At 65.7% G+C, this 21,894-nt stretch carries 20 protein-coding genes; 10 read left to right on the top strand and 10 right to left on the bottom strand.

Features of this window, described 5'->3' with window-relative positions; translation table 11 throughout:
* The first annotated feature begins 2 nt into the window (after positions 1–2).
* Together ABD210_RS06320 and ABD210_RS06315 are read left to right on the top strand one after the other, a co-directional pair.
* A complete protein-coding gene (locus ABD210_RS06320; RefSeq protein ID WP_344109810.1) occupies positions 3–788 on the top strand; it encodes an ATP-binding cassette domain-containing protein in 786 nt (261 codons plus the stop codon).
* Positions 785–2,071: a sugar ABC transporter permease gene (locus tag ABD210_RS06315; RefSeq protein WP_344109807.1), complete on the top strand. Its 1,287-nt coding sequence runs from the start codon at positions 785–787 to the stop codon at positions 2,069–2,071. The genes ABD210_RS06320 and ABD210_RS06315 overlap by 4 nt, the downstream gene beginning before the upstream one ends.
* 336 nt (positions 2,072–2,407) lie before the next feature.
* Here the strand turns inward: ABD210_RS06315 and ABD210_RS06310 are convergent, their stop codons facing one another.
* Positions 2,408–3,322, bottom strand: a complete 915-nt coding sequence (locus ABD210_RS06310; RefSeq protein ID WP_344109805.1) for an aminoglycoside phosphotransferase family protein — start codon at positions 3,320–3,322, stop codon at positions 2,408–2,410.
* Between the two features lie 335 nt (positions 3,323–3,657).
* Here ABD210_RS06310 and ABD210_RS06305 point away from each other — a divergent pair, with 335 nt between their 5' ends.
* Positions 3,658–4,077: an ester cyclase gene (locus ABD210_RS06305; RefSeq protein WP_344109802.1), complete on the top strand. Its 420-nt coding sequence runs from the start codon at positions 3,658–3,660 to the stop codon at positions 4,075–4,077.
* A gap of 110 nt (positions 4,078–4,187) precedes the next feature.
* Here the strand turns inward: ABD210_RS06305 and katG are convergent, their stop codons facing one another.
* The 4 genes from katG to ABD210_RS06285 form a co-directional block, all read right to left on the bottom strand.
* Positions 4,188–6,413: a catalase/peroxidase HPI gene (gene katG / locus ABD210_RS06300; RefSeq protein WP_344109799.1), complete on the bottom strand. Its 2,226-nt coding sequence runs from the start codon at positions 6,411–6,413 to the stop codon at positions 4,188–4,190.
* Positions 6,414–6,454: 41 nt separating this feature from the next.
* On the bottom strand, positions 6,455–6,886 hold the full coding sequence (locus tag ABD210_RS06295; protein ID WP_344109797.1) for a Fur family transcriptional regulator: 432 nt from the start codon (positions 6,884–6,886) through the stop codon (positions 6,455–6,457).
* A gap of 132 nt (positions 6,887–7,018) precedes the next feature.
* Positions 7,019–7,456 carry a nuclear transport factor 2 family protein gene (locus ABD210_RS06290; protein ID WP_344109795.1) on the bottom strand — a complete coding sequence of 146 codons (438 nt, stop codon included), beginning with the start codon at positions 7,454–7,456 and terminating at the stop codon, positions 7,019–7,021.
* 42 nt (positions 7,457–7,498) lie between these two features.
* Positions 7,499–7,879, bottom strand: coding sequence for a DoxX family protein (locus ABD210_RS06285; RefSeq protein WP_344109793.1), 381 nt, complete (start codon positions 7,877–7,879; stop codon positions 7,499–7,501).
* 184 nt (positions 7,880–8,063) lie between these two features.
* On the opposite strand from ABD210_RS06285, the gene sigJ reads away from it, so the two are divergent.
* Positions 8,064–8,999, top strand: coding sequence for an RNA polymerase sigma factor SigJ (gene sigJ, locus ABD210_RS06280; RefSeq protein WP_344109790.1), 936 nt, complete (start codon positions 8,064–8,066; stop codon positions 8,997–8,999).
* An 82-nt stretch (positions 9,000–9,081) separates the two neighbouring features.
* Here the strand turns inward: sigJ and ABD210_RS06275 are convergent, their stop codons facing one another.
* On the bottom strand, positions 9,082–9,627 hold the full coding sequence (locus ABD210_RS06275; protein WP_344109787.1) for a hypothetical protein: 546 nt from the start codon (positions 9,625–9,627) through the stop codon (positions 9,082–9,084).
* 185 nt (positions 9,628–9,812) lie between these two features.
* Here ABD210_RS06275 and ABD210_RS32415 point away from each other — a divergent pair, with 185 nt between their 5' ends.
* The 3 genes from ABD210_RS32415 (at position 9,813) to ABD210_RS06260 (ending at position 14,540) form a co-directional block, all read left to right on the top strand.
* Complete coding sequence (locus ABD210_RS32415; protein WP_425552637.1) at positions 9,813–10,139, top strand: transposase; 327 nt, start codon at positions 9,813–9,815, stop codon at positions 10,137–10,139.
* Positions 10,139–11,122, top strand: a complete 984-nt coding sequence (locus ABD210_RS06265) for a PLL family lectin (RefSeq protein ID WP_344109785.1) — start codon at positions 10,139–10,141, stop codon at positions 11,120–11,122. Before ABD210_RS32415 ends, ABD210_RS06265 begins: the two co-directional genes overlap by 1 nt.
* A 283-nt stretch (positions 11,123–11,405) precedes the next feature.
* Positions 11,406–14,540 (top strand): ATP-binding protein, encoded by a 3,135-nt coding sequence (locus tag ABD210_RS06260; RefSeq protein WP_344109783.1) that lies wholly within the window; start codon positions 11,406–11,408, stop codon positions 14,538–14,540.
* A gap of 160 nt (positions 14,541–14,700) precedes the next feature.
* Here the strand turns inward: ABD210_RS06260 and ABD210_RS06255 are convergent, their stop codons facing one another.
* The 3 genes from ABD210_RS06255 to ABD210_RS06245 all read right to left on the bottom strand — a co-directional run bounded on the left by ABD210_RS06255 (position 14,701) and on the right by ABD210_RS06245 (position 17,534).
* Complete coding sequence (locus ABD210_RS06255) at positions 14,701–15,462, bottom strand: ABC transporter permease (RefSeq protein ID WP_344109781.1); 762 nt, start codon at positions 15,460–15,462, stop codon at positions 14,701–14,703.
* On the bottom strand, positions 15,459–16,277 hold the full coding sequence (locus ABD210_RS06250; RefSeq protein WP_344109779.1) for an ABC transporter ATP-binding protein: 819 nt from the start codon (positions 16,275–16,277) through the stop codon (positions 15,459–15,461). Before ABD210_RS06250 ends, ABD210_RS06255 begins: the two co-directional genes overlap by 4 nt.
* Before the next feature lie 390 nt (positions 16,278–16,667).
* A complete protein-coding gene (locus ABD210_RS06245; protein WP_344109777.1) occupies positions 16,668–17,534 on the bottom strand; it encodes a GNAT family N-acetyltransferase in 867 nt (288 codons plus the stop codon).
* Between the two features lie 273 nt (positions 17,535–17,807).
* Between ABD210_RS06245 and ABD210_RS06240 the strand changes: the two genes are divergently transcribed.
* The 3 genes from ABD210_RS06240 to ABD210_RS06230 all read left to right on the top strand — a co-directional run bounded on the left by ABD210_RS06240 (position 17,808) and on the right by ABD210_RS06230 (position 19,925).
* A complete protein-coding gene (locus ABD210_RS06240) occupies positions 17,808–18,083 on the top strand; it encodes a hypothetical protein (RefSeq protein WP_344109774.1) in 276 nt (91 codons plus the stop codon).
* A 32-nt stretch (positions 18,084–18,115) separates the two neighbouring features.
* Complete coding sequence (locus ABD210_RS06235; RefSeq protein WP_344109772.1) at positions 18,116–19,183, top strand: aKG-HExxH-type peptide beta-hydroxylase; 1,068 nt, start codon at positions 18,116–18,118, stop codon at positions 19,181–19,183.
* A 337-nt stretch (positions 19,184–19,520) separates the two neighbouring features.
* The gene (locus ABD210_RS06230; RefSeq protein ID WP_344109770.1) at positions 19,521–19,925 is read left to right on the top strand and encodes a tyrosine-type recombinase/integrase; all 405 of its coding nucleotides are present in this window, start codon (positions 19,521–19,523) and stop codon (positions 19,923–19,925) included.
* 316 nt (positions 19,926–20,241) lie between these two features.
* Here ABD210_RS06230 and ABD210_RS06225 read toward each other — a convergent pair whose 3' ends face one another.
* The gene (locus tag ABD210_RS06225; RefSeq protein ID WP_344109769.1) at positions 20,242–21,663 is read right to left on the bottom strand and encodes a TIR domain-containing protein; all 1,422 of its coding nucleotides are present in this window, start codon (positions 21,661–21,663) and stop codon (positions 20,242–20,244) included.
* Between the last annotated feature and the right edge of the window lie 231 nt (positions 21,664–21,894).

Raw genomic sequence — 21,894 nt, 5'->3', positions numbered from 1 at the left:
ACATGACCACCCATCCCACGCTGGAGCTGCGGGGCGTCGACAAGTCGTTCGGTCCGGTCCATGTGTTGTCGTCGGTGAACTTCACCGCGAACGCCGGTGAGGTGACCGCCCTGGTCGGCGACAATGGGGCGGGCAAGACGACCTTGGTCAAGTGCATCGGCGGCATCCATCGCGTCGACGCGGGCGAGCTGATCTTCGACGGTACGCCGCGGACCGTCCAGGGCCCGCGCGACGCCGCGCTGCTCGGCGTCGAGATCGTGTACCAGGATCTCGCGCTCTGCGACAACCTCGACATCGTCGAGAACATGTTCCTCGGCCGCGAGGAGATCACCCGGCTCCGCACGCTCGACGAGAACTCGATGGAGAAGCTGGCGCGACAGGCGCTGGATTCGTTGTCGGTGCGCACGGTCCACTCGGTACGCCAGCGTGTCGCGAGCCTTTCCGGCGGCCAGCGCCAGACCGTGGCGATCGCCAAGTCGGTGCTCTGGAAGTCGAAGGTCGTCATCCTCGACGAGCCGACGGCCGCCCTCGGCGTCGCCCAGACCGAGCAGGTTCTCGACCTCGTACGCCGGCTCGCCGAGCAGGGCGTCGCCGTGATCCTGGTGTCGCACAACATGAACGACGTCATGAAGGTCGCCGACTCCATCGGAGTGCTCTTCCTGGGCCGGATGGCCGCGCAGGTCAAACGCAAGGACGTGACCCAGACCCAAGTCGTCGAGCTGATCACCGCCGGCCGCTCGGGTGAGCTGGGGCTGTCATCGGCCGAGTCCTCCGGAGCGGCTGTATGAGCGCACAGACCAACGCGATTGTCCACCACGACGAGCCGGGAGACCACGAGCCAGTCGAAGGACTTGGCGCGCTGGGGGCCTACACCAAGGACTATCTGGCCCGGGTACGCGGCGGCGAACTGGGCTCCATTCCCGCCATGGCGGGACTCGTCGTCATCACCGCCGTCTTCGCCGTCGTGCACCAGGGCTTCCTGAGCGCCTACAACGTCGAGGCGCTGGTGATCCAGGCGGCGCCGATCATCGTGATGGCGATGGGCCTGATCTTCGTCCTGCTGCTCGGTGAGATCGACCTCTCCGCCGGGACCACCGGAGGCCTGTGCTCCGCAATCATGGCCGTCCTGATGCTGCGGCACGGGCAGTCGTGGTGGCTCGCCCTGATCCTCGCCCTGGTTGCCGGTGTCGCCATCGGTTTGGGAATGGGCTATCTGCGTGCCCGGGTCGGCATCCCCTCGTTCGTCATCACGCTCGCGACGTTCCTGGCGTTCCAGGGCGTCACGCTCATCCTCGTGGGTGGGCAAGGTTCGCTGATCATTCCCGACACCTCGCCGCTGATCAAGCTGGAGAACGGCTTCGTGCCGCTGTGGCTCGGGTGGACGTTGCTGGTGCTGTTCGTCCTCGGATACGCCGCGATCAAGGTGAACGACGCGCTCGGACGCCGCCGCTCAGGACTCTCCCACGCCCCGTTCACCGTGATCGCGGCCAAGGTCGCAGTACTGGCTGCACTCGGTGCCGTGTTCACGTACGAGATGGGCGTCAACCGCAACCTCTCGACCAACGCCTTCTTCAACAACAAGGCGCAGGGCATGCCCTGGGTCGTCGTCCTGCTGGTGATCCTGTACGCCGTCTGGCACTTCATCCTGAGCCGCACACGGTACGGCCGACACGTGTACGCCGTCGGCGGCAACGAGGAAGCATCCCGACGCGCAGGCATTGTCGTGTCCCGCATCCGGATCTCGGTGTTCGCCATCTGCTCCGGCATGGCGGCGATCTCCGGCATGGTCGCGGCGTCGTTGCTTCAGTCCGTCCAGTCGAACGCCGGCGCAGGCAACACGCTCTTGCTGGCCGTCGGCGCAGCGGTCATCGGCGGCACCTCGCTCTTCGGCGGTCGCGGCCGCATCATCGACGCCGTTCTCGGCGGCCTGGTCGTCGCCGTCATCACCAACGGCATGAGCGACCTCATCCAGGGTGCGAACTCGGCAGGCTACGAATGGGTCGTCACCGGCGCAGTCCTCCTCCTCGCCGCAGGCTTCGACGCCGTGGTACGCCGCGGCCGAGCCACCTGACCGGCCGAACCGCCAAGCAGAGAAAGAAAAGCCATGCGTGCGGAAATGCGGTGTCGTCATCTCCACGCCAACACAGAGCCTGTGTCTGGTACTGCGGACCAGCCCCGCGCCGCTCCTGCGTCGCTGCTTCCTCCCTCCCCTGCTCGCCGCTCCTACGTCGCGGCTCGCGACCGACGGGGTCCTGTGCACCGGTGCTCGTATCGCGAGGTGCTCATAGTCGACCGCCAGCGGTAGCGGGCCGGCAGGTTGCGGGGGCGCCCGGCCGCTGCCCGGTTCTTCGACCGATAGCGGCCTGCAAGGCGTCGGCCGACGAAATGCGCGTCAGCCACTGCGGAACTAGCCAAGTCGGTCGACCAGCTCACAGCAGTTCGCGGGGTCAGTTGTCAGGCCGGCCTCCAGCGCCCACAGTGCATAGTCGACGGTCCGAACCAGCAGCCAGTCGCGAGCAAGCTCCCGATCGAGCCCCGCGATGCGGCACAAGCTCTTGACTCGTTCGAGCGAGTTCTCCGCACCGCTGTACCGCCGCCAGATCAACGGAGCCAGGCCGTACTCCGGAGGACCGATCAGCGGCTTGGGGTCGACGCAAACCCAGTGGCCGTTCCAGTCGCGGATGACGTTTGCGTAGTGCAGGTCATGGTTCACGAGTGCCGGTTGTTCCGCTTCCGGGCGGCCCATGATGCCGACCACTGCGGCCTCTGCTGCCTGGAGCATCGCGGCAGAGAACGGACGCCCCAGCGACGTGTTGCGACTCGGCCAGGCCTTGCGCCATTGCTCGACCTCAGCGCGAGCATCGCTGAACCAATTCGTCGTACTACGGTCAATCTGCGGCGCCGCGGTCAGCATCTCGCCGGCCACAGCGACAGCCTGGTCGAGTGGTACATCCTCCAACGAAACACTCGCGTCGAGCCACTGAAGGAGTGCTGCTCCCCGCTCCGCATCGCACTGGACGAGACGGACCATCGCTCGGCCGTCCCAGGCCAGCAGGGCAGCCGTCTCGAGCTGGAAGGTCTCCGACGGAACGGTCAGCTTCAGCGCGTACGACTGTGCGGCCTGCTCCACCTGCCAGACCACCGAAAGGTAACCATGCCGAGGAACAACGTCCACCAGCACCAGGTGCCAGTTCCGGCACACCGACTCCAGCAGACCAGGCAGACGGTCGATCCAGTGCCGACCGAAGTCACCATGCTGCGTCTCCACACCCGCGCGAAACTCCGCTGGCACAGCCTCCCCGGCATCGCTGTAGATGCTCACCTAGACCCCAGGTCCTCTCGACGGCCGCGCGGGCCAGGCATCGAATTCGCGGTTCAAGAACACGAGTTGCTCATGGCTGCCACAAACTTGTCCGCGAGCGCTCACGCTAAAGGACCTCCGCGACAACAGCCAGTCAATTAGTCACTCGGCAGCTGACGGCGGACGGGTTTTCGCCGGATTCATTTGGCATCGCGATAGGGGACTTTCGCCCCGAGCCAGAGCGGCTGCACGGTGCTCTACTGGCCGGAGGGCCCGAACTCGCGTGCAGTCCGCGGGCGGCTCCGAGGCCCTGTTGCAGCGGGCAGTCGTAGCACTTTGAGCTGAGGAGAGCGGCCATGTCCCTCGAAGAAACCGAACGGACGGTTCGTGAGTACGTGGATGTCCTGCTGGGAGGAGGCGACTTCGCCTCGTTCTTCGCCGATGATGTCTTGTGGACCACGATGGAGACCGGTGACCAGATCCATGGTCGTGAGGCGGTGAGGGACTTCATCCTCGGGCTTCACACCCAGTACTTCGATGCGTCGCCTGAGCTGGTGAACGTGACCCTGGCCGACGGTGTCGCGGCGCTAGAAGCGGTGTTCGCCGGCACACACATCGCCGAGTTCGCGGGGATCCCCGCTACCCGCGCAGCCGTCCGACTCCCGTACGCGATGTCCTATGACATCTCCGACGGCAAGATCAGGGCACTCCGCGCCTACTTCCCGATCACGGCTCTGGTCCAGCAGTTGAGGGATGCAGCCGCCGTTCACGCGTGACCCGGGAACGGCGTGGGTCCGTAGTACCCAAAGCAAGCAGGAAAGCCGGCCTCCGAGCGGGAGACCGGCCTTCCTGGGGTGTTGCTGGTGGAGCTGAAGGGACGTGAGGATCAGGCGAGGTCGAAGCGGTCGAGCTCCATGACCTTCGTCCACGCTGCGACGAAGTCGTTCACGAACTTCTCCTTCGCGTCGTCGCTCGCGTAGACCTCGGCGAGCGCACGAAGCTCGGAGTTCGAACCGAAGACCAGGTCGACTCGGCTGCCGGTCCACTTCACCTCACCGGAGGCGAGGTCGCGGCCCTCGAAGGTCTCCGCGTCCCCGGACGTCGGCGTCCAGCCGGTGCCGAGGTCGAGCAGGTTCACGAAGAAGTCGTTGGTCAGCGACCCGGGCGTCTCGGTGAAAACGCCGATCGGGGACTGCTGGTAGTTCGCACCCAGAACCCGGAGGCCGCCGACGAGGACTGTCAGCTCGGGCGCACTCAGGGTCAGCAGGTTCGCCTTGTCCAGCAGGAGGTACTCGGCCGGCAGCCGGTTGCCCTTCCCGAGGTAGTTGCGGAACCCGTCCACGGTTGGCTCGAGCGCGGCGAACGACTCGACGTCCGTCTGCTCCTGCGACGCGTCCACGCGACCGGGTGTGAAGGGCACCTCGACGTCGTACCCGGCAGTCTTGGCAGCCGACTCGACGGCCGCGGAACCCGCGAGGACGATCAGGTCGGCGAGGGAGACGTGCTTGCCGCCCGCGTTGAAGGACTCCTGGATCCCTTCGAGCGTCCGCAGTACGGTCGCGAGCTCGTCGGGGTTGTTGACCTCCCAGCCGTTCTGCGGCTCGAGACGGATCCGAGCACCGTTGGCGCCACCCCGCTTGTCGCTGCCGCGGAACGACGAGGCTGCCGCCCATGCGGTGGAGACGAGCTGCGAAACGGTCAGCCCCGAGGCGAGGACCTGCGCCTTGAGGGCGGCGATGTCGTCGGCACCGAGGGGCTCACCCGTCGCGGCGGGCAGGGGGTCCTGCCAGATCAGCGTCTCGGTCGGCACCTCCGGTCCGAGGTAGCGCACGACCGGACCCATGTCACGGTGCGTCAGTTTGAACCAGGCCCGGGCGAAGGCGTCCGCGAACTCCGCCGGGTTCTCGAGGAAGCGCCGCGAGATCTGCTCGTAGATCGGGTCGACGCGCAGCGACAGGTCGGTGGTCAGCATCGTCGGGGGTCGGGTCAGCGAGCCGTCCTCCGGGTCCGGCACGGTGTTGGCGCCGGCGCCGTCCTTCGGCTGCCACTGGTTCGCCCCCGCGGGGCTCTTTGTCAGCTCCCACTCGTAGCCGAACAGGTTCTCGAAGAAGCTGTTGCTCCACGTCGTCGGCGTGGCCGTCCAGGTGACCTCGAGGCCGCTCGTGATCGTGTCCCGGCCCTTGCCGGTGCCGAAGGTGTTCTTCCAGCCGAGGCCCTGCTCCTCGAGCGGAGCCCCCTCGGGCTCGGCGCCGACGTACTGCTCCGGGTCGGCCGCACCGTGGGTCTTGCCGAACGTGTGCCCACCGGCGATCAGCGCGACGGTCTCCTCGTCGTTCATCGCCATCCGGCGGAAGGTCTCCCGGATGTCCCGGGCCGCGGCCATCGGGTCCGGGTTGCCGTTCGGGCCCTCCGGGTTGACGTAGATGAGGCCCATCTGGACCGCGCCCAAGGGGTTCTCGAGCTCCCGGTCACCGCTGTAGCGCTCGTCGCCGAGCCACGTGGTCTCGGGGCCCCAGTAGACATCCTCGTCCGGCTCCCACACGTCCGGACGACCACCGGCGAATCCGAACGTTTGGAAGCCCATCGACTCCAGCGCCACGTTGCCGGTGAGCACCATCAGGTCTGCCCACGACAACTTCTGGCCGTACTTCTTCTTGACCGGCCACAGCAGCCGGCGAGCCTTGTCGAGGTTTCCGTTGTCCGGCCAGCTGTTGAGCGGCGCGAACCGTTGCTGGCCGGCCCCGGCGCCACCCCGGCCGTCGCTGATCCGGTAGGTGCCCGAGCTGTGCCACGCCATCCGGATCATGAACGGGCCGTAGTTGCCGAAGTCGGCCGGCCACCAGTCCTGCGAGGTCGTCAGCACCTCCGCGATGTCCTGCTTCACGGCGGCGAGGTCGAGGGTCTTGAACTCCTTGGCGTAGTCGAACGTCTCGCCCAGGGGATTCCTCACCGCGGGGTTCTTGGCGAGGATCTTCAGGTTCAGCTGGTTCGGCCACCAGCCCCGGTTTCCGCCGCCGGAGGTCGGGTGCGGCGCGCGATCGTGTGCGACCGGGCAGCCCCCTCGGCTCTCGGTGCTCGACTCTCCAGGGACTGGCTGGTGGTTCTCAGACATCGGGTTGGAATCCTTCCGGGACTGGCAGGTCGGGGGGAAAGTCAGGAACTACGTGCGGTGGAACAGTCGGCGCAGAGGCCCCAGTAGATGACCTCGGCCTCGTCGACCACGAAACCGTGGTCGTCGGACGCGGTCAGGCAGGGCGCGTGACCGATCGCGCAGTCGACATCGGCGATGAGGCCGCACGACCGGCAGATGACGTGGTGATGGTTGTCCCCGACCCGCGACTCGTAGCGGGCCACGGATCCGGACGGCTGGATGCGTCGCACCAGACGCGCAGCGGTGAGCGCATGCAGACAGTCGTACACGGCCTGGTGCGACACGTCAGGAAGCTCCCTGCGCACGGCACCGATGATCGAGTCCGTGTCGGCATGCGGAAGCGCGTGTACTGCGGTCAGCACCGCCACCCGGGGACGCGTCACCCGCAAGGCGGCCCCGCGCAGCAGCTCCTGCAACTCCAAGGTCGTGGGCACGCCCGAAGTCTCGCCTGTTTTCTGGAATCAGTCAAGATTGCGGCCCCGGGGGGGCAGCCTACGACCTCCGGCTCACTGGCTACCTAACAGCCAGGACGCATGGCGTACGGGTTGATGCCAGAGGCAAGGAGGTCACTCGGGTGCCGAGCCCGCCAGTGGGGTGGAGTCGAGGTATCTGACCTCATAGACGCGCTCCGCGAATTTCCAGCCGTCCGGAGTGCGCTGGTAGCGGTCGTGGTAGATGGCGTAGTTCAGGTGCGAGCTGCCGTCGCGAAGTCGGCCGAACTCTGACATGTAGGCGCGGCCGACCGCGGTATCGCCCTCGAGCTTGGTGGCGCCGGGGTGTGTGTTCTGCACGAAGTACTGCCACAGACCCTGGAGCCGCTCGACCCCGGCGCGGATGCCCTCCCGGCTGACGGTCTCGGCATTGATGCCGGGAATCCGCACCACGCCGTCCGGTGTGAACAGCGACGCCAACCGGTCGTAGTCACGCATCATCACCGCGTCAGTGAACTCGCCGCGCAGCGCCTCGATCTCGACGCGATCAGCGATGTCCTGAAAGTTGCTCATAGGCTTCCTCCTTGGTCGTGGGTGGTCAGACGCTGGGCTGGGTCAGCCGGTGAAGGACTGGGGACCGAAGCGGCCCCACGCGACGAGAACGGCGAGGGCGAGCAGGGCCAGGTTCACCACGATTGCCTGGGCCTCGTGACGGCGGAGGTGCGTGATGATCGCGCCGACCATCAGCAACACCAGACCGACCGCGGCCAGCGGCACTAGAACCGGCGCGATGTCGAGCGCGGCGGGCAGGATCAGTCCCACCGCGGCCAGGACCTCGAGGATGCCGATGGCCTTGACAGCGCCGGCGCTGAAGTCTTCGACGACTGGCATGCCGGAGGCGGCCAGCTTCTCCTTGGGCTGGGCCAGCTTCGTGGCGCCGCTGGCCAGGAAGGCTACGGCCATCAGGCCCGCGACAATCCACAGAGCAATGTTCATGAGGGTCTCCTTGCAGGGTGGTCGGTCATGATGTCGTTGAGCTCCTGTTCGCGAGATGGTGTGCGTCTCAGCAGTACGACGACACAAGCCGGCGGAATGTGAGGCGACGGCCCAACCTCACATTTCGGTGCGATGTTTCGTCGGACTGCTGAGGGCAGCTGCGACCAAGGGAGCCGGCGACGCGATGACCACCCGATCCGAGCCAGGAGACGGCTCGCTTGATCCGAGCCTGCGCGCGATCATGAGCGAGCGGCGTCAGCTGATCAATCTCGCGTACCGACTCCTCGGCTCGCTGGCCGATGCTGAGGACGTCGTACAGGAGACGTACGCCCGCTGGTACGCCATGTCTCAACAGCAGCGGGCGGCAATCGACTCCCCCGGCGCCTGGCTGACGAAGGTCGCCAGTCGCATCTGCCTCGACCTGCTCGGCTCGGCGCGGGCCCGGCGGGAGAGCTACGTGGGCGAATGGATCCCCGAACCGCTGCCCGATCGCACCGAGTGGATCAGCGTGCGGTCGGGCGGCGCCACGGTCGACCCAGCCGACCGAGTCACCCTCGACGAGTCGATCAACATGGCCTTCCTGGTCGTGCTCGAAGCGATGACCCCGGCCGAGCGCGTCGCCTTCATCCTTCACGACGTCTTCCGCTACTCCTTCGCCGAAGTCGCAGACATCGTCGGCCGTACTCCGGCGGCGTGTCGCCAGCTGGCCTCGTCGGCCCGCCGTCGCCTTCGCGCGTCGCAGGTTCCCGCGACTCCGACAGCCCAACAGGCCGACATCGTCAGGGACTTCAAACAGGCCTGGGAAGCCAAGGACATCGACGCCCTCATCGGCCTCCTCGATCCAGACGCCACTGCGATCGGCGACGGCGGCGGCCTCGTCACCGCCCAACTCCACCCGGTCGAAGGAGCCGAGCAGATCGCGCGCAACGTCGTCGAGATCGCAAGCAACGCACCCGACATGACGATCCTGGAGCGCACGGTCAACGGTCAGCCGGGCCTGGTGGCCCAGCAAGACGGCGTGACCGTGGCGGTGTTCGCCTTCAACATCGAAGGCGACCGGATCAAGCACATCTGGGCAGTACGAAACCCCGAGAAGCTCCGCCCCTGGACAAGGACCTGACGCGCGTCTCCGTACCATCGATCCGCTGCCAGGGCCCCGATGGCGGCGCGCCTTTGGGCCCTGGAGGGCGCGATGCCCTCCGCTAGCAGGTCTTCCATCGGTGGAGCTGAAGATGGGGCGAGTCAGGTCGAGCGGGCGTGCTGATTGACGAACCAGCTCGGCGTAGCGGGCGGCTTCTTCGAACTGCGGGAAGTGGCGGGACCTCGAAGGTGACTACCTGGCCGGGCGGCACATTGTTGCGGTAGGCATCGACCGAGAGGGGGTCGGTCGCGAGATCGTCGATACCTCGATCAGCAGGCTGGGCTGGCCGCGCGAAGAGGGGCAGCCCGTAGCGGTCGTTCGACTCGAAGTCCTCCAACAACAAATCCAGGTCGAGCCGATCACCCGGCGCCACCGGGTCCGACCGCAGTACACCTCGCTGGTCCGGCGCGATCAGCCGCACGTCCCTCGCCAACAGCTCTGCCTGGAAGTGCTGGAGATGGTAGCCACCGCCATGACCATGGACGCCACGCATCGCCAGCGCGGCGAACGGCTCCTCGCGGACAAGCTGCCAAGCCGCGTCGAGAATCTCGCGCTGAGTGGCCGCATTGCGTTCGGACCGCCGGTGCCGTGTCTGTTCTCCTGACATTCAAGCCATCGCAAAGGAACGGCACGGATGTTGGTCAGGATGCCAACGACTCTGCGCGATCTACCACGCCACCTCTGCGCAGGCCGGACGCCGGCTCGCCGAACATCTCATCAAGGTCCTCCACACCTGCCCCATCCCGGAGATCGCCAGGCTCGACCGGACCCTACATCTAGTGGCGCTAGCAGATCCTGGCCTACTTCACCACCGGCGGCGTCAACAACGGCGGGACCGAAGCCATCAACGGCGTCATCGAGAAAACCAGACGACTCGCACACGGCTTCCGCAACGCACACCGTCTACCGCCTACCCAACCTGCTCGCGGCCGACGGAACCCGCCCCTACGACGAACACCCACCCATGCGCAATTCCGAAGAGCCGGTTACGGCCAGCAGGAATTTGGTGGTACGGCCAGCAGGGGGGATGAAACGGCTGCTGGCAAGGACGACGGCGCGCTCACCTGCGCGGATCGTGTAAGAGACCTTCAGCCACGGGGCAAAAAAGAGGAGTTCTGATGCAAATTTCGTGGAAGCGATGGCGACTGCCGCTCATTGCCGTGCTAACCGCCCTCGCAGTGTCGGTAACATTCACTGGCGAGGCGTTCGCTGCGGAGCCGGGCGAGTCCGACAACTGGCTCGCCGAACATGTAGGCAGCCAGGAACTCTCGGCGCGGAACACCGTGAGCGAAGCCAGAAACACGAATGGAGACCTTCTTCAGGTATGGAGGGGGGAAACCAATAACATAGTATGGCTGGCCTACGATGGTAATGATCCGTTCCAGCTGACTAATCCCGACGGAACGTCGACAGCGACCTATGTCAGCCCTACGGTGGTTCCCTACGGAACAGACTCCTTCATGGTCTTCCATACCGGCACGAACGGTCTCATCTACTACACCCAAGTCAACACCGTTGCGGGCACGTGGAGTGGGTCGTGGACTGCCGTTCCATATCAGGCCAGTAACAACACCGTGGCCGTCGCGCAGCTTGGCACAGGTTCAAATCAGCTGTACATGGTATACCGAGCAGCGAATGATGACGAGATCTGGGGCACGCGATGGAACGGAAGCAGCTGGGGTGGTACCCAAACCATAGCCGGGGGAACTTCGCCTTCGGCTCCTAGCCTGGCCTATAACCCTGGATCGGGACTTTGGGCCGCGGCCCGAGGCGAAGACAACGGAATCTGGATGAGCTATTCAGACAACAACGGGAACCAATGGGGCGACTGGACGCCACAAGGCGGCAGTACCACCCGCCCGCCCACAATCGCCGCCAGTGGCCAGACTGATCAGATGCTGGTGAGTTATGTGGACTCAACATACCGTCCCAATTGGCGGACATACGGTCAGTACGGGGCCCCCACTGGCGGGTGGAGCCAGGACGCTACCGGCTGGCAGACCATCTACTCGGTCGGACTCTCGGTAGTTCGCAACATCATGTATGCGATCCTCACCGGACAGGACGGTAACGTCTATTACAAGCAGGTCTACTCTAGCTAGCTCCTAGCCCGGATCTTTCGCGGCTCGGCCGTGAAAGATCCGGGCTAGATCGTGGTTTCGCTGCTAACCGGGGATCAGGTGGACCTGGATGACGCACCGTATTCGATCCGCCCCCCAGCTGTTGTCGATCGAGAAATGGCGCTCGGTGCGGGAGGGTGGCGTCGCCAAGAAGCGGAAGTCCCGACGAACGCTACGACTGCCTGCGCGTTGCGTCAGTGCGTTGGGCGAGCACCAGGCAGCAGGCGAGCGCGGTAGGCGCCTGGGCGTACGTAGTATCAGCCAGGTGCAGATCGGGATGCTTGGATCATTCGAGGTTCGAACGGACGACGGCGTCCTCGCCGACGTGCCGGGCGCTCGGCTGCGCGGGCTGTTGATCGCCCTCGCCCTCGAACCAGGCCGCGTGGTCCCGAAGGCGACGCTGATCGACTGGATCTGGGGTGAGCACCCGCCCGCCGACGCGTCGAATGCCCTGCAACGCTTGGCTTCCCGACTGCGGAAGGCGCTGCCCGGAGGTGTGGTCGAGGGGCAGCCGGGCGGCTACCGGTTGACGGTGGAACCCGGCGCTGTCGATGCCCTGCGGTTCGAACGCCTCGTCGGTCAGGCCCGCAACGAGGAGGATCCGCGGCGGGTTCGGCTGTTGCGCGAGGCCCTCGCCTTGTGGCGTGGTGCGGCCCTGCAGGATGTCGGTTTGGAGGACAGCGCGGCGTTCGACGCGGCGGTGACTCGGCTCGAGGGGCTACGCCTGACGGCGATGGAGGATCGGTTCGGAGCGGAAGTCAGTCTCGGCCACGGTGCGGAACTGGTCCCGGAACTGACCGACGCGGTGACCGCGCATCCGCTGCGGGAACCGCTGGTGGCTGCGCTGATGCGTGCCCTGGTGGCAGCCGGCCGCGACTCCGAGGCCCTACTCACCTACGAGCGTACGAGACAAGCCCTGGCCGACGCGCTGGGCGTCGACCCCTCGCCGGAGTTGTCGGCGTTGCACGTCGCGTTGCTGCGGGGTGAGCTGGGACAGCGGGAGGAGATCCGGAGGACCAACATCCGTGCCGAGCTGACGAGTTTCCTCGGCAGGGACGCTGATGTGGCCGTGGTCCGGGAGCTCATCGCCGAACATCGGCTCACCACCCTGATCGGGCCGGGCGGCGCGGGGAAGACCAGGTTGGCCACGGAAACCGCGCGCACGCTGATCGGCGACCTGCCGGACGGAGTCTGGTTGGTGGAACTCGCCGCCAGCGGCGCCGACGGTGACGTGACCCAGGCAGCAGTCACCGGGCTCGGGCTCCGGGATGCCCTGCTCGGCACGGCGCCGAGCGCGGACCCGGTGGACGGACTCATCGCCGCGATCCGCGATCGGGAGGCGCTGCTGATCCTGGACAACTGTGAGCATGTGATCGAGGCGGCGGCGAAGTTCGCAGATCGGGTGCTCGGGGAGTGCCGACGGCTGCGGATTCTGGCGACGAGCAGGGAACCACTCGGTATTACCGGTGAGGCGCTGTGGCTGGTCGATCCGTTGGCCATGCCAACCGACGCCAGCTCTGGCGAGATCGAATCCTCTCCAGCCGTCCGGCTGCTGCGCGACCGAGCCGGCGCAGTACGGAAGGATCTCGGGGTCGACGACCACACCTTGTCGACGATGGTGCGGATCTGCCGGGCGCTGGACGGGATGCCGCTGGCGATCGAGCTGGCTGCCGCCCGGTTGCGGACCATGACCATCGAGCAACTCGCCAACCGGCTCGATGACCGGTTCCGCCTGCTGACCAGCGGGAGCCGCACCGCATTGCCGCGGCACAAGACGCTGCGCGCAGTGGTCGACTGGAGCTGGGAGTTGCTCACCGATGCCGAGCGGACGGTGCTGCGCAGGCTGTCGGTGTTCTCGGGCGGGGCGGGCCTGGAGGCAGCCGAGCGCGTCTGCCTCGGTGATGCCGTCGAGCGAGATCAAGTGCTGGAGTTGCTCACCTCGCTGGCCGAGAAGTCGCTGCTGGTCACCGCCGGCGACGGTGCCCCGCGCTATCGGATGCTCACCACAATCAAGGAGTACGCCGCGGATCGGCTCGCCGAAGCGGGAGAATCAGAGCAGACCCGGCTGGCGCACCTCGCCTACTTCACCGAGCTCGCCCTGACCGCAGAGCCACATCTGCGCCGCGCCGAGCAACTGGAATGGCTCGCTACGCTCGAGGCCGACCATGACAACCTCAGCGCCGCGCTGCGGGGGGCGATCGCGGCCGGTGACGCACCGGCGGGGATGCGGCTCGCGGCCGCCGCTGGTTGGTACTGGTGGCTCGGCGGGCGCCGGACCGAAGGCCTTGAGCTGCTGATCGCGGCCGCCAACCTCCCGGGCGAGGTGAGCGATGACGTCCGCGCCATGACGTACGGGCTGGTGGTGCTCTACGTGACCTCCGGGCAAGGCGACGAATACCTGGGCGCGGAATGGATCCACAAGGCGTATCGGTTCAGCCAGCTCAGCCGGCACGACAACCCGCTGCTGGCATTCGCGATTCCGCTGGAACGTCTGCTGCAGGCACCGGAGGAAGCAGTGACCGCGTTCGAGTCGTTGCTGGACAGCGGCGACCCCTGGGTGCGCGCCATGGCTCGGTGGCAGGTCGGCAAGATGCGCACCATGCTCGGCCGGGGCGGCCGGGAGGTGGAGGCCCAGTTGGAGCTGGCGCTCGCGGAGTTCCGGACGCTCGGCGAGCGGTTCGGGATTTCGTTGGCCCTGTCCGAGCTGGCGGGCCAACTTGCCCGGCGGGGTGAATTCGCCGGTGCCTGCGAGTACTACGAACAGGCGATCGCGGTCCTCACCGAGGTCGGCGCCGTCGAGGATGTCATCGAGGTGCGGACCCAGCAGGCCATGCTGTACTGGCTTGACGGCGATCGCGACGCGAGCGCTGCCTCCATCGCCGAGGCCGAGCGGAGCGCCGAAGGTGTCACCTGGCCGTACGCTCTGGTCGCCTTGGCGCTCGCCAAGGCGGGGCTAGCTCGCCTGGGCGGCGACGCCGAGGAGGCCCGCCGTCAGCTCGGCCTCGCGACCACCCTCTTGGGCGATGCCGCGGAACAGGCGAACATTCGCGCACAGATACACAACCTGCACGGCTACCTGGCCGACGATGCCGGGGAGGCCCGTACCCACCGCGTGGCTGCCTGGCAGGCGGCGTCAGAGCTGGGACACGCGTTCGTGATGGCCCCGATACTTGTCGGGTTCGCGGATCTGGCAGTTCGCCTCGACCAGTACGAACAGGCAGCGCGGTTGCTCGCGGCCAGCGTCAGCGTCCGCGGGCTGGCGGATCTGTCGCAATCAGACGCGGCCAGGATCGAGCTGGACGCGCGACGTCACCTCGGCGAAGCACGGTTCGCCGAGGTGACGCGGGAGGGTAGGCAGACGAGCTGGTCTCAGCTGATCGAGGACACGCTCGCGTCGTGAGGGGTCAGCTTGCCGCGCGTTGAAGGGTGATGTCGCCGTGCCGGGTACGGGCGTGGACCGAGACCTTGGCGTCGGACGGGCCCGGCTCGCCCTGCGAGGAAACGAAGTTGTGCCTGCGTGAGGTGTTGGTGGGCGGAAGGCGAGCTTGTCCGAGTGGCCCTCAGCTGATCTTGCGCCGGTAGGTGCGAATGGCGAGGACGTAGCCGAGAACGAGGATGCCCAGGCACCAGGCGAGAGCGATCCAGATATCGCTGTCTACCGGTCGCTGTGCGAACAGATCCTGGATCGTATTGACGATCGACGTGACCGGCTGATTCTCGGCGAAGGCGCGCACGGGACCCGGCATGGTGGCCGTGGGGACGAAAGCGGAACTGATGAAGGGCAGGAAGATCAGCGGGTAGGAGAATCCGGCGGAACCGTCCACGGACTTCGCTGATAGGCCGGCGAGGACTGCGATCCAGGTGAGTGCCAGGGTGAACAGTGCCAGGATTCCGGCGACAGCGAGCCACGCCAGTGGGCCTGCTGATGTGCGGAATCCCATCACCAGGCCTACGAGCACGATGATCACGACCGAGAGCCCGTTGGCTACCAGCGAGGTCAGAACATGTGCCCACAGCACGGACGATCGTGCGATCGGCATGGAGTGGAAACGCTCGAAAATGCCGCTCTTCATATCGGTGAACAACCGAACGGCGGTATACGCGATGCCCGAGGCGATCGCGATCAGCATGATTCCCGGCAGCAGGTAGTTGACGTAGTTGTCGGTTCCTGTCTCGATTGCCCCGCCGAGAACGTAGACGAACAGCAGCATCATGGCGATCGGCGTGATCGCGGTCGTGATGATCGTGTCCACGCTCCGGAAGATGTGACGCATCGAGCGGCCCAGCAAAACGGCCGTGTCTCCGAAGAAGTGTGTCGTCATGACTGGTCCTTACCCGTCTCGTCTTTGCCGTTGTTCCCAACGAGCGCGAGGAAGATGTCTTCCAGGGTCGGCTGCTTTTCGACGTACTCGACCGTCGCTGGTGGGAGGAGTTGCTTCAGCTCGGCGAGGGTGCCGTTCGCGATGATCCGGCCCTCGTGAAGGATCGCGATCCGATCTGCGAGTTGCTCAGCCTCGTCGAGATACTGCGTGGTGAGCAGAACGGTGGTCCCCTGCTTGGCGAGCTCCTGAATGACCTGCCACACCTCGATGCGTGCTTCGGGGTCGAGCCCCGTGGTCGGCTCATCGAGGAAGATCACCTCCGGCTGCCCGATCAGGCTCATGGCGATGTCAAGGCGACGGCGCATGCCCCCCGAATACGTCGACACCTTCCGCGAACCTGCATCGGCGAGGTTGAAGCGTGCGAGAAGATCATCGGCGACCTGGCCGGAGGCTTTCAGATGCCGCAGCTTGGCAACCAGCACCAGGTTCTCTCGACCGGAGAGGATCTCATCGACCGCGGCGAACTGCCCGGTCAAACTGATGGACTCTCGAACGCGGAGCGGGTCCGTCGCGACGTCGAAGCCATTGACAGTGGCTGTGCCGCCGTCCGATCTCAGCAGCGTGGACAGGATTCTCACGATCGTGGTCTTTCCTGCCCCGTTCGAGCCGAGAAGGGCGAAGATGCTGCCCGGTGCCACGTCGAAGGTCACGCCACGCAGTACGTGCAACTCCTTGTAGGACTTTTCTATGCTCTGCACGCGGATCCTGGGCTCGCGGTGCCGCAGCTCTGATGCTGCATTTGCTGTACTTGTCATGCGACTACCGTCGGCGCCTGGCCTGACACCCGCCTGACACGCCCCTGACACGACCACTGACGCAGGGCATGCGTCACCGTGACTTCTCTAGATCAGGCCAGCGGTCAAGAAGCGGCGGCTTTGAACACCAACCAGGGACCGCGGACACGAAATAACGTGTTCAAGGCCCCGACTACCTGTCCCAGGACCCCACTCTTGGTCAGGGCCGCCCACCCAGCCCTCCGCGGGCCCCCTGCCGGAGGGCATCATCACGAACCACGGCTGTCGTACTAGGGGATTAGAACCCCTGAACGCTTCCATGCCATTGGCGGGGGTCGCATTCCTGGCTTACGCAGAACGGCGCTCATTTTCCCAACAGATCTCCGCCTTGCCCTTCTTCTGAACAGCAGGTCAGACCTTCCGGATCCGGTCGGCGATCTCCGGCCTCGCCGAGAACCCAGCAGCCTTGTACGTTGCGACGCCGCCGACGTTAGAGCTCGGCGTGCACACGCGCACGCTCGACGAGCCCATCTCCCGCAGTGCGGCCGCCCCGGCGACGGTGATCGCCCGGCCATAGCCGCGGCCGCGGTGGTCCGCATGGACGCCCATCGGCTCGACCAGTCCCGGCTTCCCCGGGCCGGCCGACCAGACCGTCACCACCGCCGCGGGGTTGCCCTGGTCGTCGTAAGCACCCAGGCATCGGGCGTCGGCGTAGAACGGTGCCGCCGACATCTCGTGCCGGTACTCGCGCGTGGGCCTCGTGGTGTTGAACGCGGACCGCAGGACGTCGGCGAAGTCCTGTGCCTGCTCCAGGCCGATCGCCTTGATCCACACGCCGGGGTCCTCCACCGCTTCGGCGAGGTCGCGGAAGAGCGGCGTCCACGGCTCGTCGACACCCCAGCCCTCCTTGGTCAACAGCTCGTGGAGCAGCAGGCCCTGCGGCGCCTCGATGGACACCGCTCCTTCCGGCAGCACGCCGCGCTCTGGCAGCGAGAAGTCCTCGACGAGCCGCCGCGCCAAGTCCTCGTCCTGGAAAGCGTCGGAAGCGACCGTCATCCGCACCACCGTCGGCGAATCCAGCATCCCGACAGCGAGGATCCGTCCGTCCCGGCTCCAGGTCCGGACCACCGCGGCCGTCTCGGCCGTTCCGAACCGGTAGTTCCAGCCGATGTCCCCGGGATGCAGCTGCATCGGCGCTTCGTCGTGCTGCCACTCCCGCAGCGCCGCCATAGCCTCTCGCACCCCGTCGGCCGTCGGCGTACTCAGCACAATCGTCATAGCCGGAATCTGATACTCCGCCTCGGTGGCGTGCAACCGATTAACGTAGCCTCCCGGGTCATGCGAGAGGCCGGTCTCCCGAAGGTTGTAGGCCAGCGCGTTCGCCGGTCCCTACCCTGAGCGCAGACACCGACACCACGCGGCCATCAGCGCCGAGCCCCAGACCTCGCAGGTGACCCGAGACGCTTGCGAGCTAGTCCGGTATTGACAGGGGATCTGGTGAGTGGTTCAAAGGAACGAAGCTGTCAGTGTCGCCTTGGAAGGGAGCGTTCGATGACGGTCTACAACGCCACCGATCAGGGAGCCGGTGAGGCGCAAGGCGCCGAGTCGATCGACCTGCTCATCCGTCACCTAGAGGCGGCGAAGCGGGTCTTCTCCAGCCCGGAGGGGACGCCGACCCAAGACGAAGGGGAGCTCAAAGCCTTCCCGAACACGGTCTGCACCCTCCTCTACGCCCAGCCGGGCACGTTCTGTCCGCTGCTGTACCTCCACTTCCCCGCAGTGACCGAAGCGGTCACCGAGAGTGCGCGAGTCGAAGCGACGACGTGAGCGTGCCCTTCGGGTCCGTGGGGACCGCGAGTTTGGCGGCCACTGAGTCCGAGTTGTCCGACGGCACACCGTTCGGGAGCTACGACTACCTCTCGCGAAACACCTCGGCTGAGTACGTCAGGCTGCTCGCGCTGATCGCCGAGCAGTCCCCGGGGGCCCAAACGCTGTTAGCCGCTATCGAGGGCCGCGAGGGTGCTGAGCCTCTGTTCCAGGACCCGCTGGTCAGGCGCACTCTTGAGGACGGTGTGTTAACCCTTCTCCGTGGTCTGGATGCGATCGACGCGGCGACGCTGAGCGAGGTGCTTCTCTGCGCGGCAGCGCATGCCGAGGCAGGGGAGAGGTCGATGCTCGACGCCACCGCGAGGTGCGTTCCCCTGGGCTCAGCGCCTGGTCATTCCTTCGTCTGGGCCGATGATCGGCCGGCCACCGTGCCGGGGCGCCGTTTCGTCGAGGAGGTGCTCAAACGGCTGCCTGGGTTCGGAATCGAGGTACCGACCGACGAGCAGGTTCAGCTGCTCGATGAGGGAGTGCACCTGGCCCTCCAGGTCACGCCAAGTCTCGCCCGAAGCGCGCTGTCGCACCTCCGCACCGTGGTCGTCGGCGACTTCGAGGGAGCGGGCCCGCCGATCAACGCACTCACTGCACCTGGCCTCTCCGGCGTCGTCTTCCTGTCTCCCCATGCCTTGTCAGATCGCGCTGCGGTGGCCGAGACACTCGTGCACGAGTCGATCCACCTCAAGTTCCTGGACATCGAGTACGTCCACGCGCTGTTCCCCGTCGGTTTCAGGCCCTACAGCTCGCCACGGATCACCCCGGACTGGCACCAGGACGATGAACGGTACGGCGGATGGCCGCTCGACAGGTTGCTGACGTCCATGCAGGTCTACCTGTCCCTCGCGGTGTTCTTCGGTCTGGCCGCCGAGCGCCGCGGAGACGACTTCCACGCTCCGGACGACTGTGTGGCGCGTGCCGACCGGTGCGCGACGAGGGCGACGTGGTTGTTCACAGCCGCTCAGGACTACCTCGACCATCTCTCTCCCGCCGGACGGGAGTTCGTCACCTGGATGGGCGGGATGCTGGCCCTGCTGCGGGTGACTTAGGCAGCGGCCGCCGTGCCCTGACAGACATAGAGGACTTTCAAGGTCAAAGTGATCGACAAGGTCCGAGATCAACGACGAATTGGCCGTCTACCGCGCGGCCTTGGACCTGTGGTGAAGTCCACTCCGATGTCCCCGTCAGGCGCAAGCCTTACCCGACCCCCGCTGACCTGGCCGCAATCGAGCAGGACTGGCCGCTGATCGCGGCCGAGCTCACCTACGGCCTGCACACCCGTAACCCGACGACCAGAGAGACCCTCCGAACGCTGGCCAACAACCACGTCATCGCGTCACTCGGCGCGCGGAAGCTGCGCGACCTGAGCGCGGACGAGGTAGACGAATGTGCTCGCCGCTAAGGCGAAGGCAGGAACGCCAGAACATCCGCCGCGAGGCCGCCGAGAGGCTATGGACCCATCTCGACCCTCGTGTTCGCGTCCGAACTTGGTACACCGTTGGAGCTGCCAACGTCCGGCGATGGTTCCGAGCCGTAGTCAGGGGCGCCGGCTTGGTCGCAGCGGATTGGACGCCTCGCGAGTTGCGGCACAGCTTTGTGTCGCTGCTGTCCAGCAGCGGAGTACCGATCGAGGACATATCGCGCCTGGTCGGCCACGTGAGCACCAACGCCACCGAGAAGGTCTACCGGCATGAGTTGCGGCCGCTGATGACGAGAGGAGCCGCGACGATGGATCAGATCCTCAAGCAGACGGACGACCTGCGGTGGAGCTTAGGGGATTCGAACCCCTGACCTCTTCCATGCCATGGAGTTCCCCTGTGCTGCGGACGCCTTGGCCTGCACGCCTCTGAGTCCACGGACGTCCGGTGACGTCCGGGCGGATGCAGGGTCGTAGCCTCCCGGGAACCACGAGGAGATGCCCCTCCCTAGGGCCGCACATCCAGCGGGCCGGCGGGCGGAGTGATCGCATCCTGCGGCTCGAGGGCGAGGGGTACAGAAACTCCAGGAGGGGCATCTCACGTGTGCGGAGCGTTGGTCAGGACTACTCCCCCCTCACTGAGGCCGCGACGCGAGTCCGCCTGACAGAACTGACAAAACCCAGCGGCTTCTACTCCAATCGATCCCCCCTCGCTGACTTTGCCGCGAAGTAAAGACGGAGGAACTCCGGACTCAAGACCCGCGCCGCCAGCTCCTCACCGTTCTCGGGGAGGCTCAGCAGTTGCGAGCTTAGGTCGAGTCGGTGCGCTAGGTCTGCACGAACGTTCGCGTCCTGTTTGAAATCGCGCTGCACGGTCGCCTCACTTAGCGCTTCACCAAGTGCCCCTGAACAGTCGATCTCTTCGAACCCGTACTGCTCTTCTGCGGCGCGGTCGCGGGTATCCCAGATCCACACGTCCCACTCGGCCATGCCCCGAGTGAGGAGGTCGCGTGTTTCAGCAGGGAGCCACTGACTGCCGTCCGAGAGTAGCCAGGCGAGATAGTCGATATGGCTGTAGAACTTAACCGGTGGACCGTTTGCAACGTAGTTGCCCTGCACATATCCGCACGCGACATGTGCAGGACGGTAGCCCCCGTACTCTGGATCGCGAAGGACATACTCGTCGTCACATCTCGGAGGCCGACCGTCAACTGTAAGGGCTGTACCAGAAATTGACCCACGGGCGATGGACTCCTCCGCAACCGCACGCGAACGGCGGTATAACGCCTCAATGGCTTCCTCGAACCTTCCGCCAAATCCCGGGATAACCAACTGCGGGGCGTAGCTAATTAAGTAGCGAGGGAAGCGGCTACACGCGTCTGCCAGACCAACTTGGGAATCGATGAACTCCAGGACGACTTCCGGCGGGGTTGCCTGCGTGATAGGCCGAGATTCAGCCTCGCGCTGCCAGGTCATCTGCAATGCCGCCCAAGCCATACGGAATCCACGCTCAGCAGGATCCTTCGATGGCGGCGGCAAGGGAAATCCCCACCTACCCCACCCCATCGACTCCTGAAATCCACCTTCCATGTCATTGGATTCCGAAGCTGCGGCAATGTCGAGCCACCAATCATCACTGATCACGGGCGGAACAAATCCGAGGTCGAGGAGATGGTCCCGTGCATTGATGAGCGTGGAACCTTGAGGCTTAATTTTGGCAACGAGCTGGTGCACCACCTCATCCAAGCCTCTATCGGCGGAGATTGCCAGCGTGTCGGCCAGCGGTGGCGAGTACTCAAGTATGTCGGATGGCCCAACCCCCCGCCATATCGGTAGAATGACGCGGTCATCCCCGGACATTTCGCGGGCGACGAGGCCATCCAATTCGCGCTGAGTCCACCGTTTTCTGAAGAAGGCTTGACTCAATACAACAACACCGAACCGCGACTGGCTGAGGCCGCGGTCGATCGACCTACGGAGGCTGTCCCCGACCGTGAGACTGAACTCGTCGTACCAGACTTCGACATGTTCAGCGCGTAACCGCTCTGCCAAGGGTCGGACAAATTCTTCCTTGTCTTCGCTCGCGTGACAGATGAACGCGTCATATAACATGAAGAGAGCCTAACCCGGCTATGTCAGTCGACACCTACACGGTTGATCGATCGGCGGCCGCCCGGCGTACGTGGGTTCCCCTACGCTCCGGACGCCTTGGTCCGAACGTCTTTCAGGCGGTCCGGCCACACCTCAATTGCGATCCCCAGGGTGTGGTTGGCGCTGCCTCTTCCGTTGCCGTCACAACTCGCACACTTCCGAGTCACGTGCTGAGGGCTGACCTGTGGCGGG

The organism is Kribbella alba (assembly GCF_039529635.1).
Classification (GTDB): Bacteria; Actinomycetota; Actinomycetes; order Propionibacteriales; family Kribbellaceae; genus Kribbella; species Kribbella alba.
Note: the sequence above shows the minus strand (reverse complement) of the source record. Positions and strands in the feature narration are given on the sequence as shown.